General features: G+C 52.6%; 17 protein-coding genes. 12 read left to right on the top strand and 5 right to left on the bottom strand.

All coding sequences use genetic code 11. The annotated features are described in order from the left end of the window. Positions 1-5 precede the first annotated feature (5 nt). The 12 genes from E0765_RS01460 (at position 6) to E0765_RS01405 (ending at position 10580) form a co-directional block, all read left to right on the top strand. Positions 6-161, top strand: coding sequence for a hemin uptake protein HemP (locus E0765_RS01460; protein WP_188109910.1), 156 nt, complete (start codon positions 6-8; stop codon positions 159-161). A 36-nt stretch (positions 162-197) separates the two neighbouring features. Further along, positions 198-2228, top strand: coding sequence for a TonB-dependent siderophore receptor (locus E0765_RS01455; protein WP_132811441.1), 2031 nt, complete (start codon positions 198-200; stop codon positions 2226-2228). 188 nt (positions 2229-2416) lie between these two features. Beyond that, a complete protein-coding gene (locus tag E0765_RS01450) occupies positions 2417-4696 on the top strand; it encodes a TonB-dependent siderophore receptor (RefSeq protein WP_132811440.1) in 2280 nt (759 codons plus the stop codon). 82 nt (positions 4697-4778) lie between these two features. Beyond that, positions 4779-5462 carry a Fe2+-dependent dioxygenase gene (locus tag E0765_RS01445; RefSeq protein WP_132811439.1) on the top strand — a complete coding sequence of 228 codons (684 nt, stop codon included), beginning with the start codon at positions 4779-4781 and terminating at the stop codon, positions 5460-5462. Between the two features lie 26 nt (positions 5463-5488). After that, a complete protein-coding gene (gene exbB / locus E0765_RS01440; RefSeq protein WP_132811438.1) occupies positions 5489-5911 on the top strand; it encodes a TonB-system energizer ExbB in 423 nt (140 codons plus the stop codon). Further along, on the top strand, positions 5898-6281 hold the full coding sequence (locus E0765_RS01435; protein ID WP_132811437.1) for a biopolymer transporter ExbD: 384 nt from the start codon (positions 5898-5900) through the stop codon (positions 6279-6281). Before exbB ends, E0765_RS01435 begins: the two co-directional genes overlap by 14 nt. Further along, positions 6278-6949 carry an energy transducer TonB gene (locus tag E0765_RS01430; RefSeq protein ID WP_132811436.1) on the top strand — a complete coding sequence of 224 codons (672 nt, stop codon included), beginning with the start codon at positions 6278-6280 and terminating at the stop codon, positions 6947-6949. The genes E0765_RS01435 and E0765_RS01430 overlap by 4 nt, the downstream gene beginning before the upstream one ends. A 115-nt stretch (positions 6950-7064) precedes the next feature. Next, on the top strand, positions 7065-7262 hold the full coding sequence (locus E0765_RS01425) for a hypothetical protein (protein ID WP_132811435.1): 198 nt from the start codon (positions 7065-7067) through the stop codon (positions 7260-7262). Positions 7263-7317: 55 nt separating this feature from the next. Continuing rightward, positions 7318-8541, top strand: coding sequence for a M48 family metallopeptidase (locus tag E0765_RS01420; RefSeq protein WP_255417809.1), 1224 nt, complete (start codon positions 7318-7320; stop codon positions 8539-8541). After that, a complete protein-coding gene (gene prmC / locus E0765_RS01415) occupies positions 8526-9359 on the top strand; it encodes a peptide chain release factor N(5)-glutamine methyltransferase (RefSeq protein WP_132811433.1) in 834 nt (277 codons plus the stop codon). The genes E0765_RS01420 and prmC overlap by 16 nt, the downstream gene beginning before the upstream one ends. Next, complete coding sequence (locus tag E0765_RS01410) at positions 9352-9831, top strand: DUF4149 domain-containing protein (protein ID WP_132811432.1); 480 nt, start codon at positions 9352-9354, stop codon at positions 9829-9831. Before prmC ends, E0765_RS01410 begins: the two co-directional genes overlap by 8 nt. Beyond that, a complete protein-coding gene (locus E0765_RS01405; protein ID WP_132811431.1) occupies positions 9828-10580 on the top strand; it encodes an ABC transporter ATP-binding protein in 753 nt (250 codons plus the stop codon). The genes E0765_RS01410 and E0765_RS01405 overlap by 4 nt, the downstream gene beginning before the upstream one ends. Before the next feature lie 16 nt (positions 10581-10596). On the opposite strand, the gene E0765_RS01400 is transcribed toward E0765_RS01405, so the two are convergent. The 5 genes from E0765_RS01400 to E0765_RS01380 all read right to left on the bottom strand — a co-directional run bounded on the left by E0765_RS01400 (position 10597) and on the right by E0765_RS01380 (position 15398). Beyond that, positions 10597-10959 carry a hypothetical protein gene (locus tag E0765_RS01400; protein ID WP_132811430.1) on the bottom strand — a complete coding sequence of 121 codons (363 nt, stop codon included), beginning with the start codon at positions 10957-10959 and terminating at the stop codon, positions 10597-10599. A 104-nt stretch (positions 10960-11063) separates the two neighbouring features. Continuing rightward, positions 11064-11354, bottom strand: a complete 291-nt coding sequence (locus E0765_RS01395; RefSeq protein WP_132811429.1) for a J domain-containing protein — start codon at positions 11352-11354, stop codon at positions 11064-11066. 14 nt (positions 11355-11368) lie between these two features. Continuing rightward, positions 11369-12517, bottom strand: a complete 1149-nt coding sequence (ftsZ, locus tag E0765_RS01390) for a cell division protein FtsZ (protein ID WP_132811428.1) — start codon at positions 12515-12517, stop codon at positions 11369-11371. 18 nt (positions 12518-12535) lie between these two features. Continuing rightward, entirely contained in the window at positions 12536-13933 is a 1398-nt protein-coding gene (gene ftsA / locus E0765_RS01385; RefSeq protein ID WP_132811427.1) for a cell division protein FtsA, read from the bottom strand. A gap of 1 nt (position 13934) precedes the next feature. Continuing rightward, positions 13935-15398, bottom strand: coding sequence for a peptidylprolyl isomerase (locus E0765_RS01380; RefSeq protein WP_132811426.1), 1464 nt, complete (start codon positions 15396-15398; stop codon positions 13935-13937). Positions 15399-15483: the final 85 nt, after the last annotated feature.

Below are 15483 nucleotides of genomic sequence, written 5' to 3'. Positions count from 1 at the left end.
AACGTATGGAAACCGAAAGCTCATCATTGAAAGAGTATAATGGCATCGTTATTGAATCCAAGGAACTGTTCAAAAACGACAGTTCGATCAGGATTGTCCACGGTAACGATGTTTACATCCTCCGTATTACCAAAGGCAATAAACTGATTCTCACCAAATAAGCGGCGCCTAAAGCGCCGTAAGCCGAAGGAATTTTTTTGCTGCGTCCGTTGTTTCTAGCCGCTTTTTCACTCTCTGTCGTTTGCGCGCAGGAGATTATCCAACTTGATAAAATCGAAGTCGAAGAAGAATATACCGTCCTCGAGGAACGTAAAGACCAGTCGATCGCCAAACGGATCATCAAAGGCGAAGAATTGAGCCAGTACGGCGATCTGAACGCGCTTGAAGTGCTCAAACGTACCCCCGGTGTCACGGTTCCCGAAGGAAAAGGGAAAAAAGGCGCTCCCGGCAAGGGATACACGAAAGTGCTGATCGACGGCGAAGAAGTTTCGTCTACGAAACGGGGAAACCCGCTCGAGCAGATTTCGCCCGAAATGATCGAACGGATCGAAGTGATGACCAACGGATCGGCCGAATATAGCGCCGAAGCGATGGGGGGAATCGTCAACATCGTCCTGAAAAAACCGTCATCGGAAGGAAAAACGATCGCCAAACTGACAGGAGGCGTATACAACGCCCAGGCGATGGGATCGGTTTTTGCGCAGCGAGAGGGGAAAGCGGGAGAGTATTCGTACCTCTTCAACGCGACATATGCCGATAATACGCACAAAGACGACGCGTCAAACCGGATTGACGACACGGTGAACATGACCGAAAAACTGCGCGATTCGCAGGGACGTTACCGTGCATTGAGCCTCAACGGAAAACTGATCTATGCGCCCGATACAAAAAACAAATACGCTTTCGACGCCTCGATGGGGCTTAACGCAAACAGCGCTACCGCGGACGAGCGGACCTATACGAACGGTGCGTTAAGTACAACCCTTTACAACCGTGACGAAAGCGACGCGATGATGCTCTGGACAAAACTCTCGGGAGAACATCATCTCTCGGGGACGGAACTCGTTGACTGGAAACTGAAATTCCATCAAAACGATTCGGAAGGAGAAAACCGTTCGGGGACGAAGCTGCAGTATGACGATTCGCTGTTCCGTGTGTTCGGAGCGGATGGAAGCTACTCGCGTGTAGTCGGAGAACACTTTGTGAAAACGGGGGCCGAGGTCAAGCGTCTCATGCAGGATGAAAGCATCCGGGTACTCAGCGGCGGCGTCGAGACTTCAAATGTACATCAGAGCCTGCGTCAGGATAAAGGCTCGCTCTACCTCCAGGACGAAGTGGGGATCGGAGAAGATTTCCTTGTGACTCCCGGGATACGGTACGAAACCGTTTCACGCGATTTCGCCGGATCGTCGAATATCGATTATTTCGCCCCTTCGCTGCATCTACTCTATCGCCTCAGCCCCGACGATAATCTCCGCGCAAGTGTCTCGAAAACAGTCCGGTTGCCCCGTCTCGACGAGCTGACTGACACCGTTGACAGCTCGCTCGAGCTCAACGACCTCACCCGTCCCGACGTGAGAGGTAATCCGGCCCTGAAAGAAGAAAAAGCGCTGAGTTACGAATTGCGCCTGGAACATTATTTCGCCGACAAAGGGATCATTAGTGTGGGCGGATTCTACCGCGAAATCGACGACAAGATTGAAAAACTGACCACCTATGAGGGGGGACGTTACGTCGAACGACCCTATAATGCAGGTGAGGGGAGATTGTGGAGCGTTGAGTTTGAGCTGAAAAAATCACTTGATGCGTATGTGGGCGGTTTGGGAATCTTCGCGAACGCGACGGTTCAGAACTCCTCGCTGAGCGTCAACGGTTTTAAACGCCCCATCAAAGCGACCAACGATTATCTTTACAATATCGGTCTTGACCATACGCTCAGCGCCTACCGCCTGACGTACGGCGCGGCCTATCGCTACGTCGGAGCTTACGACGACCCGACCGACGAAAACGGGATCGCCGAATCGCAAAAAGGGTACGGAACGCTCGACCTGTACGCCAAAAAGCGGATTGATTCGACGTTTAAAGCCGGGATCAACCTCAAAAATCTCACCGGCGAAACGATTACGACCACGACCCGCCGCTATGCTTCTGGAAATCTCGTCGAAACGCAGGCTTATCGGGAAAATACCCGCCCCTATATCCTCATGACGCTCGAAGGGCGTTGGTAATCTTCACGCTGATTAAGCCGGGGTAAATCCCGGCAGTTTATTTAATAATGCTTATCACTATTGACATAATAATCCGAATGCGCTATAGTTCCATAAATTGAAATCAATTATCAATTGCTTTTATAGAAACTAGCCAGCAAACGCTCTTCGAGCCGGTAGCCAGCCACTTCATCTTTTAAGGAGTGCTTATGGCCTACCACAACCGTTTTCTCAACTCTCAGATGCTTCCAATTGGTGCGATGCTTTTGAGCATCGGGGCAAGTTCGGTATTGGCGGATTCCGCCGATTCGAACGCAACGATCAAGGCGATCGACATTCAAGACACCGTCGAGATCGAACTTCCGCGTTATCAGCCTGGTATTTCAAAAACCGCCAAAACCGGGCAGCTTGCGCATGATGTTCCGCAGGCGATTACCGTCGTTACCAAAGAACTGCTGCACGATAAATCGGAATTTACCCTCAAAGAGGCGCTCAGCAACGTATCGGGGCTCACTTTTAACGCTGCCGAGGGGGGGCGTATCGGGGACAACATGAATTTGCGCGGTTTTTATACCTTCGGGGATCTATACCTCGACGGCATCCGTGACGTTGCGCAATACAACCGCGATACGTTCAACCTGGAACAAGTCGACGTTCTGCGCGGCGGCGCGGCCATGTTGTTCGGCCGCGGGCAGGCGGGTGGTGTCATCAACCAGGTGAGCAAAGACGCCGAAGCGGAAAATTTCGGGAAACTGTCGATGACACTCGGCACAGATGAGTATAAACGCGCTTCGACCGATATCAACGTGATGCTCAACGATACGACGGCGTTTCGTCTGAATGCTATGGGGATGGACGCGGGGAGCACCCGAAACGACGTTTACAACGAATCGTACGGCATTGCCCCTACAATTACTTTCGGATTGGGGACGGACAATGAGTTCAGCCTGTCGCACTTGTATCTCAACACCCATATTACCCCGGATTACGGTGTTCCTTTCGACAGTGCCACCAAACGTCCCATCGATGTCGATAAAAGTACGTTTTACGGATTTACGGACGATTTTGAGGATAACCGCGTCAACATCACGACCGCCAGTTATACCCATAAGTTTTCCAAAGAGACACAGCTGCGTTCGGTGATCCGTCATGCCGATTACCTGCGCGACAACTGGGCGATCGCCCCGGGGGGATACGATCCGGTGACGGGGTCGGTGAACCGGAGTTCCAAAGGAAACGGGGCGAAAGAGAAAACCGATACATGGCAAAACGATTTTACGACGAAATTCGAAGCACTCGGAATGAAACACGAAGCGCTCGTGGGGACCGAGTTTCTGCGGGAAGAACAGGTCCGTTGGGGGCATGACGGCCTTTCGTCATATTTTCCGAACATCAGCGATGCGAACGGTCCGGCCAACGGATTACCCGATACCGCAACGGGACGCCATGTGGCCAGTAACGGCATTATTTACTCCCGTACCAGCGCCACCGGGTCCTGGGTAGCGCAACTGCCCAATTCCCTGGAATCAGGGTCGTCGATCCCAGAAGCCTATAAAGCGGTTTACGGTAACAAGGAACGCAACATCAACGGCGGATACAAAGGGCATACGTGGGCCCTCTACGCCCAGGACGTCGTGGAATTCGTCCCCAACTGGAAAGTGATGGCTGGATTTCGCAAAGACTGGTTGAAAATGGATTACTACACCGGTGCGTCGCTGACGCAAAACGGAGACCTCCGTTATAACGAGATGAGCTACCGTGCGGGATTGTCCTATCAGCCCAGCAGTCGTCAGCACTACTATCTGGCATGGAACAATTCGTTCAACACGACCGGAGATCTGTATTCGTTTTCAAACCGATACGATCCCGAGCGGAGCGTAACGTACGAGCTGGGGGCGAAATGGGAACTTTTTGAAGGGGATTTGTCGCTGCGTACCGCGGTTTATCGTACCATCAAAGAGTGGGAACGCAATACCGACGTAATGAGCGCCTCGTCCAACCCGATTCTTTCCAAAGAGCGCCATACCGACGGTATTGAGCTCGAAGCGGCCGGCCGGATCACCGACAACTGGGACGTCTTCGCCGGCCTCGCGCTGATGGACCCCGAAGTCGATGCGGTCGCACCGGGAAAATCGGACATCGTGGTGGGGCAAAAACCGCCCAACTCAACCGATTACACGTTTAACGTATGGACAACCTACAAACTCGGCGGCGGATGGAAAGTCGGCGGCGGTATCGAGGGGAAAGGGGACCGTGCGGTCTATAGCTATCCCAATTCCGGAGCAACGTCATTCAACCCGAACGTAGCGCCCCATTACGTCCGTTACGACGCGATGATCGGCTATACGCAGAAAAACTATGCGGTACAGCTGAACGTCAAAAACCTTTTTGACACCACCTATTACGAATCGGCTTACATCAACGGCGGATTCGCCGTACCCGGAACGGGACGGACGGCCCAGGTGACGCTCGATTACAAATTCTTTTAATCCGTGACTCCCTCCGGGGAGTTTTGATACGGCTCCATGCGGTGCGTGGGACCGTATCAAAACTCAGGCAAAGGAAAACACCGTGTTACTCCATATACCCAACGTACTTACTCCCGAACAGGTGGCGGAATGTCGCCGGATATTGACGTCATCGACGTGGGTGGACGGCAACGTCACCAGCGGTACCCAGGCGGCAAAAGCTAAAAACAATCTTCAGCTTCCCGAAGATTCCGAAGCGGCGGTCGCATTGCAGAAAATCGTACTGGATGCGCTTAGCAACAACGCGCTGTTTTTTACCGCGGCACTCCCCAAAAAGATTTTTCCGCCGTTATTCAACTGTTATACGGGTGAATTCAACACTTTCGGAAATCATGTGGACAACGCGATCCGTACGATGCGCGGTGGGGGAAAAAGGGTACGCAGCGATCTGTCGTTCACCCTCTTTTTTTCCGATCCGGAAGAATACGACGGGGGGGAACTGGTGATTGAAGACACGTTCGGATCGCAAATCGTGAAACTTCCCGCCGGAGATATGGTTCTGTATCCTTCATCAAGCGTCCATCGCGTCGAACCGGTAACGCGCGGCGCGCGTATCTCGTGTTTTACCTGGCTGGAGAGCATGATCCGCGAGACGGACAGACGCCGATTGCTCTTCGACCTGGACATGAGCATCATGGCGTTTCGAGAGCGGCTGGGCGACGATGAGGATACGGTCAAGCTGACGAGCATTTACCACAATCTGCTCCGTACCTGGGCGGACACTTAATACATCATAACAAACAGGAGACAAAAATGGAAGAATTGAAACTGGCGGTCGATTATGCGACCTTGGGAATTTTGGGAATTATGAGCGTGATCGCTTTCGCCTATGGAATAGAGCGTTATTTCTATTATCGTTCGGTGGATGTCAGCAGTTACGAAACGAAAAACAAGGCGGAGGCGGAGCTGTCGAAAAACCTCACGGCCATCTCGGTAATCGGGTCGAATGCCCCCTATGTAGGCCTGCTCGGTACGGTTGCGGGGATCATGGTGGTGTTTTACGAGATCGGCCAGAGCGGTGGGATGGAACCCTCGGCGGTGGTTATCGGTCTGTCGTTGGCACTCAAAGCAACCGCGCTGGGACTGCTCGTCGCGATCCCGTCGATGATGATCTACAGTGCGTGCCTTCGGAAGATGGATCTGCTGATGGGGGCATGGGAAGATGCGCGCGCTTAAACGGGTAGAGGGGATCAACGTCGTTCCCCTTATCGACGTCGTCCTTGTTTTGCTGGCAATCGTATTGACCATTTCGACGTTCGTCGCGTCGGGAGCGATCAAGCTTGATCTTCCCAAAGCCGCCAGTGCGAAAGAGACTTCTGCACAAAAAATCGAAATCGCGGTCAATGAAAGCGGCGAGATGTTCTGGAACGGCAAAGCGATGCAGCGTGTTGAACTGATTCAGGCGATTTCGACATTGAAAAGCGACGCAAGCGTGAGTGTATTGGGGGATAAAAAAGCGTTTTTCAACGATTTCATCTTTATTCTCGACCGCTTGAAACTTCAAGGAATAGAAAAAATCTCGATCGTGACGAAGAGAGACGCATGAAAACGCGCGGCTCGTTCATATTTTCGGTATTACTGCATGCGCTGATCATTGCCGTTGCGGTTGCTTCCCTTCCCGTGGAGGAGACCGAAGAAGAGATTGTTCTGGAACTGGCGCTGACTCCTGCCGTGTCCCCCGGGCCAACTGCGCCGGTCGTGCAAACGGCCGTGCCGAAATCCCCTGAAGCCAAACCGCTGACCGAAAAGAGGCCCGATCCGCTACCCGAAACCCCGACGATCGATAAAGAGGATCCCGAACCGGTCGTAGCGAAAACGGTTGCCGTCCCTTCCGAACCTGTCCGCGCGGTGCAGACGGCACAACCCGAATCCATAGCCGCTCCGAAACCCGTTCCGGCCGTCCCTGTAATCGATGTGGAAAAGGAATATTTGGACGACCATCTTTCGACGATTCGGGAATTGTTGGTGAAATACCGTAAATATCCCTCGCAGGCCGTACGCCTGAGACAGGAAGGGAGCGTCAGAATTTCGTTTCGTTTAAAACATGACGGCGAGGTCGATGACATCAGGATTGTGGACGGGTCGGGATTTCCGATACTCGATGAGGACGCGATCGCGCTGATACGCAAAACAGCCGAATATTTTCCAAAACCTCCCAAACCCGTGCGGATTACGGTTCCGCTCAACTATACGCTGAAAATGCGTTCATCGTGACGATAAAAAGAACCAATAAACAAACTTAAACCGTCAGAGTAGGGGAGATTCGTTAACTCGATGTAGGGTAAGATGGCTAATATTATCGCATCATCTGCATAAAAAGGAACCACCCATGAAAGACAATGAACCTACTCTCAGCTCGATTGAGGACTACGATACGCTCAAAGGGGAGAAAAAACGGATCGTCTGGACCGTTATCGTGATCGGATTACTCATCGGAGCGGTGTTTGTCGGTGCTAAATACTATTACGGCGATGCAAACGATTCGATTCCCGTCGAAGATACGATCGGTAAAGTTCCGGTCAAATAATGGTAAAATCCCTTTCAAAAAAACGGGACAGTGAATGATAGCCACGATCATAGGCGTGTACACATTTTATATTTTCATCCGGACATACGTCAGCGTGATGCAGATCGGTTACATCAACCGCCTCAAATGCAAGGGTGCGGTGTTGATGGGCGAAGCCGATTATCGCGATGCCGCAGCGTATGCGATCGCCAAAGAGAGGCTTTCGATCATCGAAGGGATGGTGGAATATTTTCTATTCCTCGCATGGATGGGAGGAATGATCGCATGGCTTGATGGCGCATTGATGGAAGAGGGCGGAATGACCCAAACGATCGGCGCCGTAATGGGCCTGGTGCTTATTAACGCTTTTGTGACGCTTCCGCTGGGATGGTATGCCAAGTTTAAAATCGATGCGCGTTTCGGCTTCAACCGTTCGAGCACGGCTCAATACGTCAAAGATACGTTGATCACAACCTTCTTGAGTGTTCTGTTCGGAAGCCTCGTCGTGTGGGGCGTCGCTTCGATCATCGCTTCGAGCGAGCAATGGTGGTTATGGAGCTTCGCGTTCATCATGACCGTCGTCGTGGCGATCAATATGTTTTTCCCCACCGTCCGTGCCCTGTTTTTCGATAAAGTGACGCCGCTCGAAGACCCCGAACTCAAATCGAAGATCGAAGAGCTGATGCAAAAAACCGGTTTTGTCTCAAGCGGCGTATTCGTCAGCGACGCGAGCAAGCGCGATGCGCGGCTCAACGCTTATTTCGGAGGGCTCGGGAAAGCCAAGCGGGTGATTTTGTTCGATACCCTCATCCAGAAGCTTACTCCTGCCGAACTGATCGCGGTGCTGGGGCATGAACTGGGACATTTCGCCCACGGCGATCTGTACAAAAATATCGCGATGGTGGGTGCGATGCTGTTTGGGATGTTCGCCTTTTTCGGCAATCTCCCCCAAACGCTGTATCTTGAACTCGGCGTAGCCCAAAGCCCGCACGTTGTCATGATGCTGTTTCTTCTGATGCTCCCGATGGTGAGCTTTTTCATCATGCCGCTCTTTGGTCTCATGAGTCGTCATAACGAGTATGAAGCCGACCGAAGCGGTGCCGAGCTCGGAGGGGCAGGGCATCTGGCGGACGCGCTCAAAAAACTGGTGAGCGAAAACAAAAGCTTCCCGCTCTCCCATCCGCTCTACCGCTTTTTCCACACGACCCACCCGCCGGTCGTCGAACGGCTGCGGGCGCTGGGTTACGAGATCCGTATCGATGCGGAGGAAGGGTACGGTGATCCGTGTCCCAACGACTAAGCAGTCTCCACGAAGCACTGACACAAAAACTGTCGGGAGTCGTCGAATCTCCCCGCCGTGAAGCCGAATTGCTTCTGATGGCGTATCTGGGAAAAGATCAGCTTTATTTCATAACCCATCAAGACGACCTGATAGACGACAGTGACCCGAAACTGTGTGAATGGATCGAAAAACGTTCCCGTAACGTTCCCCTTGAATACCTTACCCGGCGTGTCAGCTTTTACAGTCGGGAGTTCTACGTCGACGAAGGGGCGTTGATTCCCCGCCCCGAAACGGAGCACCTGATCGATGAGGTCCTCAAACGTGTAGACCCGCGCGAATCGATCAGTGTTGCGGAAGTGGGAGTGGGTAGCGGGATCATTTCGATCATGCTGGCCCTGCACCTGCCCAACGCCCGTTTCATTGCCGTGGATATCTCTCCGGCGGCACTGGCGGTAGCGCGACGTAACATCGAAGCGTTCGGCCTCAGCGAGCGGATCGAGCTGCGGGAGGGGGATCTTCTCTCCTGCGTGGACGAGACGATTGATCTGCTGGTATCCAATCCCCCCTATATCGCACTGGATGCCCGGCTGGAGAGCAACCTCTCGTTTGAACCCCAAAACGCCCTTTTCGGAGGGGAGATCGGGGATGAGATCATCCGGCGCCTCATCGGTGAAGTATATGCGCGTCGAATCGGTTGTTTTGTTTGTGAAATGGGATACGACCAACGTACGAAAGTGCAGGAATATCTTACGCCATTTGCGGTACAATCATTGGAATTTTATACCGATCTCGCGGGATTCAACCGGGGGTTCGTTTTAAAGGCGGTACATGAATAAAAAAGCAGCGGTCGACGCACTCTATCTGCTACTGGTCGGGATGACGGCCGGCGCCGTTCTGGTTCTGGGCGTTTTCGTCGCGGCGGTTGTTTTCCACTCCGAACTTTTCTTGAGCGTACCGCTTCTGTCCCGTTTCGAAGAGGGGAAAATCATGGGAGAGGTGTTTCGCCGCTTCAGCTACTGGGGATACGTGATGGCAGCCGTTATCGTTCTGTATGAAGTTTCCCGTTACAAGGTGATGCAAATCGACAAAATCGCGATTCTGAGCGCATTGGGTTCGGTCGCTACGCTGCTTCTTTTCAGCGCGGTGTACACTCCGAAAATCCTGGCCTACCAGGCGCTCGGGGAAAGCGGGATCGACGAAGGGTTCGAAGCGCTTCACAAAGCAAGCGAGATTGATTTCAAAATTCTCTTGATCACCCTGAGCGTACTGTTTGTCCGCCGTGCGTATCTGATGGCGGTAAAACGATGATCCGGTTTGAAAACGTGACCAAAAGTTTCGGCTCACGCCAGATTCTGCGCGGTGTCGATCTCGAGATCGAAAAAGGGAAAACGACGGTCATTTTCGGCGTATCCGGAGGCGGAAAATCGACGATCATCAAACACATCGTCGGATTGCTTAAGCCTGATGGCGGTTCGATTACCGTGGGGGGAATACGGGTCGACAACGCGGACGAAACAACGTTGCGCGACATTCGGACAAAGGTGGGATTCCTGTTTCAAAACGGCGCGTTGTTCGACAGTATGAACATCCGCGATAACGTTGCGTTCCCGATGATCGAGCATCAAAAACTGACCCCCAAAGAGCTGGAATACAAAATCGATGAAAAATTATCGATGGTCGGGCTCAAACCCGACATCGTCAAACCGCTTTATCCCGAAGAACTCAGCGGCGGGATGCGCAAACGGGTCGGACTTGCGCGTACACTGGCACTTGAACCGGAGGTCATTTTGTACGATGAACCTACTTCCGGACTTGACCCGGTTACCAGCGATTTCATTACCCAGATGATCTGTCGTCTGCGCGATGAGATCGGCATGACGTCGATCCTGATCAGCCATGATGTTAACGAGAGTTTCAAAGCGGGCGATCGTTACGCGATGCTGTTTGAGGGGGTTATAGTGGAAGCGGGCGACAAAACGTCGTTTCAAAATTCCTCCAACCCCGTCGTTCAGCAATTCATCCATGCCCGTTCCGAAGGGCCGATCGCTTTTCACTAAACGACCGCATGCCGCTTCAGAGCGGTATGCCGTACCACACTCTCGAGCCCGTGCGCGAGCCCAAAACCGTCGAAATCCTCTCCAGTATCAGATTAACCCTCACCGCGTATTCGGCGAATACCGCCTGATGGTTTTCCCTCTCCCCCACACCGGCTTCCAACATCTTTAACGTTTCCATGACCGAGCGGATGAAATTGCGGTGATCAATGCAATTGTAGTCGATCGCCGCGTTTGCGCATAACCCCGCATCCATCAGGGCATATGCCTCTTCGGTGGCGGTGCTCAACTGTTTGATATAGTCATGCGCGAAGATTTCCGGATAGCTCAGGATGGCATGAACGGTTTGAAAACGTTTTTTAGCTTCATTAAAAAGATCCATAATGGTTTTCTCCCGTTGAGATTTATGCCATTATAATGAAACAACAATAAACAAAAATAAAATAAATATATTATGAAGCGGCAAAGGTGGGGAAGGCTTCCGGATCAGCGTCCGCCGAATTTTTTGGTCCACCATTCCTGGGGGGTGAGGGTCTGTTCTTTTAAAAAGGCTTCGTCGAAGTTGTACTCATAGGCCGAACAGTATTCGAGGAGGGTAGCGTAGGCCTCGTTGATCTGTGCGCTCATGGCGTGCGCACCCTCCGGATCTTCGGGGTGTTTGTCGGGATGCCACTGGTGCATCATGTTTTTGTAGCGGGTTTTGATTTCGGAAAGGGTGGCTTTGTCGTGAAGGCCAAGGAGCGTTTTGGCCTTCATGAGTTTGTCAAAAGAGAGCATGGAAAAAGGGCGGATTAGTCTCTTTGCTGACGCATAAACGTCGGAACGTCAAGGAAATCTTCACTGTAATCGCCGTTGGCTACCATCGCGGGGCGGGCAACGACGCGCGGTTTGGCAACGGCTGCGGTAGCGGCTGCGGCGACCGCTTCTTTGTTCTCGAATTCGCAGTTGTTGATCCCCATCGTCGCTTTTTTCTCGAAGCCTGTGGCAACAAGAGTGATGCGGATGTAATCTTGCGGTAGATTGGCATCGGTGGTTGTTCCGAAAATAACGTCGGCACCGTCGTCAACGCTGTTGTGGACGACATCCATCGCCGCCGAGAGTTCCATGAACGGGAACTCGGGATGCATGCTGAAGTGGACGAGCACTCCAAGCGCACCGGTGATCGACATGTTATCCAGAAGAGGAGATTCGATCGCGTTTTTGATCGCTTCGTACGCCGCGTTCTCCCCTTTGTATTCGCCCACACCCATCAGCGCGAGGCCGCGATGGCTCATGACCGTCTGAAGGTCGGCGAAGTCGAGGTTGATGTCGTTGTCGCCGCTGGCGAGGATGACGCCCGAAGTTCCGCTTACCGCGCGGGCCAGGACACTGTCAACGATTTTAAAACTCTCTTTGATCCCCAGTTTGGGATCGATGATCGAGAGGAGTTTGTCGTTAGGGATGACGACGATCGAATCGGACTCTTTTTTGAGTTCTTCCAGCCCTTCTTCGGCAAGTTTAAGACGTTTTTTCCCTTCGAACGAGAACGGCTTGGTAACGACCGAAATCGTCAGGGCACCTACCTCTTTGGCAATTTTGGCGATGATCGGAGCCGCACCGGTTCCGGTGCCTCCCCCCAGGCCTGCCGCAACAAAAACGATATCGGCCCCTTCGAGTGCACGGGCGATATCTTCGTAGCTTTCGAGTGCCGACTCTTTGCCCACTTCGGGTTTCATCCCCGCGCCGAGTCCTTTGGTCAGTTTGGCCCCGAGCTGGATTTTGCTCGCCGCGCTTCCCTGCTCAAGTACCTGTGCATCGGTGTTGGCCATAATCAGCTCGATGCCGGGGATCTGCTCTTTGAGCATATAGCCGATCATGTTGCCGCCGCCGCCGCCGACGCCGACCGCTACGATACGGGCCCCCGTTAGAGAGGTTGATTCTTCAATTGAAAATGGTTCCATGCTTGCTCCTTGACGTAATTAAAAAAGTTGAGTTGCCCAATTCCAGAATTTGGTGATCGGGTTAGGCTGGTCGTCCTGTACCGGCTTATTCGACCCGATGTTGACCATCTTCGACACATCCGCCTTCTTCTCTTCCTTGACCGGTTCGGGCTGGGGAGGAGTTGGGGCGGCGTTTGGAATGTCGAATTCCGGTACCTCTTCGTGGAATTGAACCTGCGGCTGGGTTGCCGGTTCTTCGCTCGCGTGACGCATGTGTTTGTTTACGTCGATTTCATAGGGGGTATAGCCGCCGGCCATGTATTTGACCAATCCGACCGCCCCTGAATAGGAAGGATCTCTGAGCGTATCGAAAAGACCTCCCATGTCGCTTGGTTTTGCGAGGCGCACGGGCATGTTGTCGAAAATTGCGACCGCCAGTTCGCGCAGCCCTTCGATTTTGGTAAATCCGCCGGTCAGGACGACTCCCGCTCCCATGTGTTCTCTAAGGCCGCTTTTTTCAAGAGACTGGGCGATAATCATCAGCGTCTCTTCCACCCGGGCGTAGATGACGTTATGCACTACTTCGAGTGAGACTTCGTGGGTTGCGTTTTCGTCTCCGATGACGGGGAGCTCGATCAGGTCGTTGCTCGGTGCGTAGAGGGAACCGTAGTTGATTTTGACGTTGTCGGCGGTCTGAAGCGGCGTATGCAGCGCCATGGAGAGATCGTTCGTTATATGGTTAGAACCGACTCCGAGAAAATCGTTGTAGCGGATGGCGTGCCCGGAGTGGATCACGATGTTGCTGGTGTTTCCACCCATATCGACGACGGCCGCTCCCAGTTCTTTTTCGTCTTGGTTGAGGACGGCGATTGCCGAGGCGTATCCGCTCAATACGACGCTTTCAACTTCGACACCGGCGGCTTTGACCGCTTTGCGGAGGTTGTTGAGATTGCTTTTCTGGGTAGTGATGATGTGGGTCTCGACCTCGAGGCGCGCGGCGTTCATCCCCAGCGGGTCTTCGATGAAATCCTGATCGTCCACTTTGAAATTGTAGGGGAGGGCGTGGAGCACTTCGAATTCATTAGGGATATTCGCGTTGTAAAGCGAGGTATGCATGACGCGGTTGATCTCTTTGAGGGTGATCTCTTTATTCGGGATATTGACGATACCGCTGGAATTGAGGCTTTTGGTATACGCTCCCGAAATCGATACCACGGCGCTGCGCAGTTCCGTACCCGCAACGCGTTTCGCGTCGTTCAGGGCGCTTTTGATCGATTTGCTGGCGAGCTCGATGTTGGTAATGCTCCCTTTGCGAAGCCCCTGCGCTTTTGAGATTCCGGCTCCGATGATCTGCGCACTGTTGTCATCGTCGATTTCGGCGATGATGGCGCAAACTTTTGTCGAGCCGATATCGATGGCTAAAACGGTTCGTTTCAAATCAGATCCCTTCCACATAGATTTCAACAGGGTATTTGTTTTCAAGGACTTTGATCAGTCCCTGATCCAATACATTGCCCTTCAGCTTCGCAACGGCTGCTTCGTTCGCAATTGCTTTTGTTTGAAGCAACTTTTGTTCCAAAACGTTATAGATTATAACATTTCCGCTTTCCAAAGCGATAAAACCCTGTTTTTGTTTGGAGGTGAAGAGTTTGGAAAGGAATTCGGACGTTTCCGTAGGAGTTAAACCGGCCAGTTCGGGAGTTTCGGTGCGGCTGATGAAGTCGGTGGTCGTACCCGTGAACGAGCGATAGCTGTTTTTAGCCAGCTCTTCGAGTTTTTGCGTTTTGAGCTGAGCGGTATACAGAACGTTAGCTTCGTTTTTCGCCTCTTCGTACGTTTTGGTCCGTGAGGGGATCGATTTATCGAGTTTGATGACAACGAAATCGCTTCCCGCTTTGCGGGGTTTGAGATAGGGCTTGTTCGGATTCAGCGCGGCGATCTCTTTGGTCAGCGCGGGATCGAACGGTGACGCGGAAGCGCTGAAAGCGGCTTTTTCGACCGGGATGTTTTGGAGCTGCCCTTTTTTGTAATCGACGTAGAGGCGAAGCGCTTCTTTTTCAGTTGCTTTTTCCTGCAAAGCGGCAACGACGGCCTCACGGGCGTCGGCCGGAGGGAGGATTTTTCCCGACGCGTCTTTGAGCGTCAGGCGGTTGGCTTCGTAATATTCGGCAATTTCGCGTTCTGAAGGAAGTTCGGCAACCGGTGCCTGGCGAACGAAGGAGATTTCATAGCCGGGTTCGGTTTTAAATTCTTTTTTGTGTTTTTCCCAGAACGCCTTGAGTCCCGCTTCGTCGGCGGAGACGTCGATCATCGCGGGTGTCAGGAGCTTGTAGGTGATTTTGTCGGAAACACCCAGCGCGCTGCCCAGTGCACGGGTTTCGAAAGGACGGGCGTTGGAAGCGAGCATGTAGAGGGTTTTTTGGATCAGCAGCTCTTTGCGCAACGACTCTTCGTACTCTTTTTTCGTGAGGCGGTTATCGGCAAGCGCTTTTTCGTAAACGGTTTTGTCGAAAGCTCCCCCCTTGAAAAACATCGGCTGAGACTGGATCACCTCGGCGAGTTCCTTGTCGCTGACGACCATTCCGTAACTTTGGGCGAGGTTCAGTACGAGAGCCTGATTGACCAGCTGGCGGAGGGCCTGGCGCTGCAAGCCCAGTTGCTGGGCCATTTTTTCATCCATTTTTCCCTGAAACATCTGATTGTACTGGTTGAAAAGAGAAGTGTAGCTTTTCTGGAGCTCTTCGGCGGTGATCGAAATATCGCCCACTTTGGCGACGGCACCCGCTTTGTCCCCGTAGCTGTATTGTCCCCATCCGACGAATCCCGCACCGATAAAAGCGATCGTGGAGATCCAGATCGTTACGACCAGGTATTTGCGATGGCGCTGCATCCATGTGATCATTAAAGCGTCCTGTTGTAGAATTCAGATATTTTATTGCGTTTAGCATTAAACTTGGATGAAAAGAACCCTTGGCTAACGCGTGTTA

The sequence above is a fragment of the Sulfuricurvum sp. IAE1 genome (assembly GCF_004347735.1).
Taxonomy (GTDB): domain Bacteria; phylum Campylobacterota; class Campylobacteria; order Campylobacterales; family Sulfurimonadaceae; genus Sulfuricurvum.
The sequence above is the reverse complement of the archived record's forward strand: the minus strand, read 5'-3'. Positions and strand labels throughout refer to the sequence as shown.

Coding starts and splice junctions, on each gene's coding strand:
- E0765_RS01460 (WP_188109910.1), top strand. CDS start 6: ATGGAAACCGAAAGCTCATCATTGAAAGAGTATAATGGCATCGTTATT.
- E0765_RS01450 (WP_132811440.1), top strand. CDS start 2,417: ATGGCCTACCACAACCGTTTTCTCAACTCTCAGATGCTTCCAATTGGT.
- exbB (WP_132811438.1), top strand. CDS start 5,489: ATGGAAGAATTGAAACTGGCGGTCGATTATGCGACCTTGGGAATTTTG.
- E0765_RS01435 (WP_132811437.1), top strand. CDS start 5,898: ATGCGCGCGCTTAAACGGGTAGAGGGGATCAACGTCGTTCCCCTTATC.
- E0765_RS01430 (WP_132811436.1), top strand. CDS start 6,278: ATGAAAACGCGCGGCTCGTTCATATTTTCGGTATTACTGCATGCGCTG.
- E0765_RS01425 (WP_132811435.1), top strand. CDS start 7,065: ATGAAAGACAATGAACCTACTCTCAGCTCGATTGAGGACTACGATACG.
- E0765_RS01410 (WP_132811432.1), top strand. CDS start 9,352: ATGAATAAAAAAGCAGCGGTCGACGCACTCTATCTGCTACTGGTCGGG.
- E0765_RS01405 (WP_132811431.1), top strand. CDS start 9,828: ATGATCCGGTTTGAAAACGTGACCAAAAGTTTCGGCTCACGCCAGATT.
- E0765_RS01400 (WP_132811430.1), bottom strand. CDS start 10,959: ATGGATCTTTTTAATGAAGCTAAAAAACGTTTTCAAACCGTTCATGCC.
- E0765_RS01395 (WP_132811429.1), bottom strand. CDS start 11,354: ATGCTCTCTTTTGACAAACTCATGAAGGCCAAAACGCTCCTTGGCCTT.
- ftsZ (WP_132811428.1), bottom strand. CDS start 12,517: ATGGAACCATTTTCAATTGAAGAATCAACCTCTCTAACGGGGGCCCGT.
- E0765_RS01380 (WP_132811426.1), bottom strand. CDS start 15,398: ATGATCACATGGATGCAGCGCCATCGCAAATACCTGGTCGTAACGATC.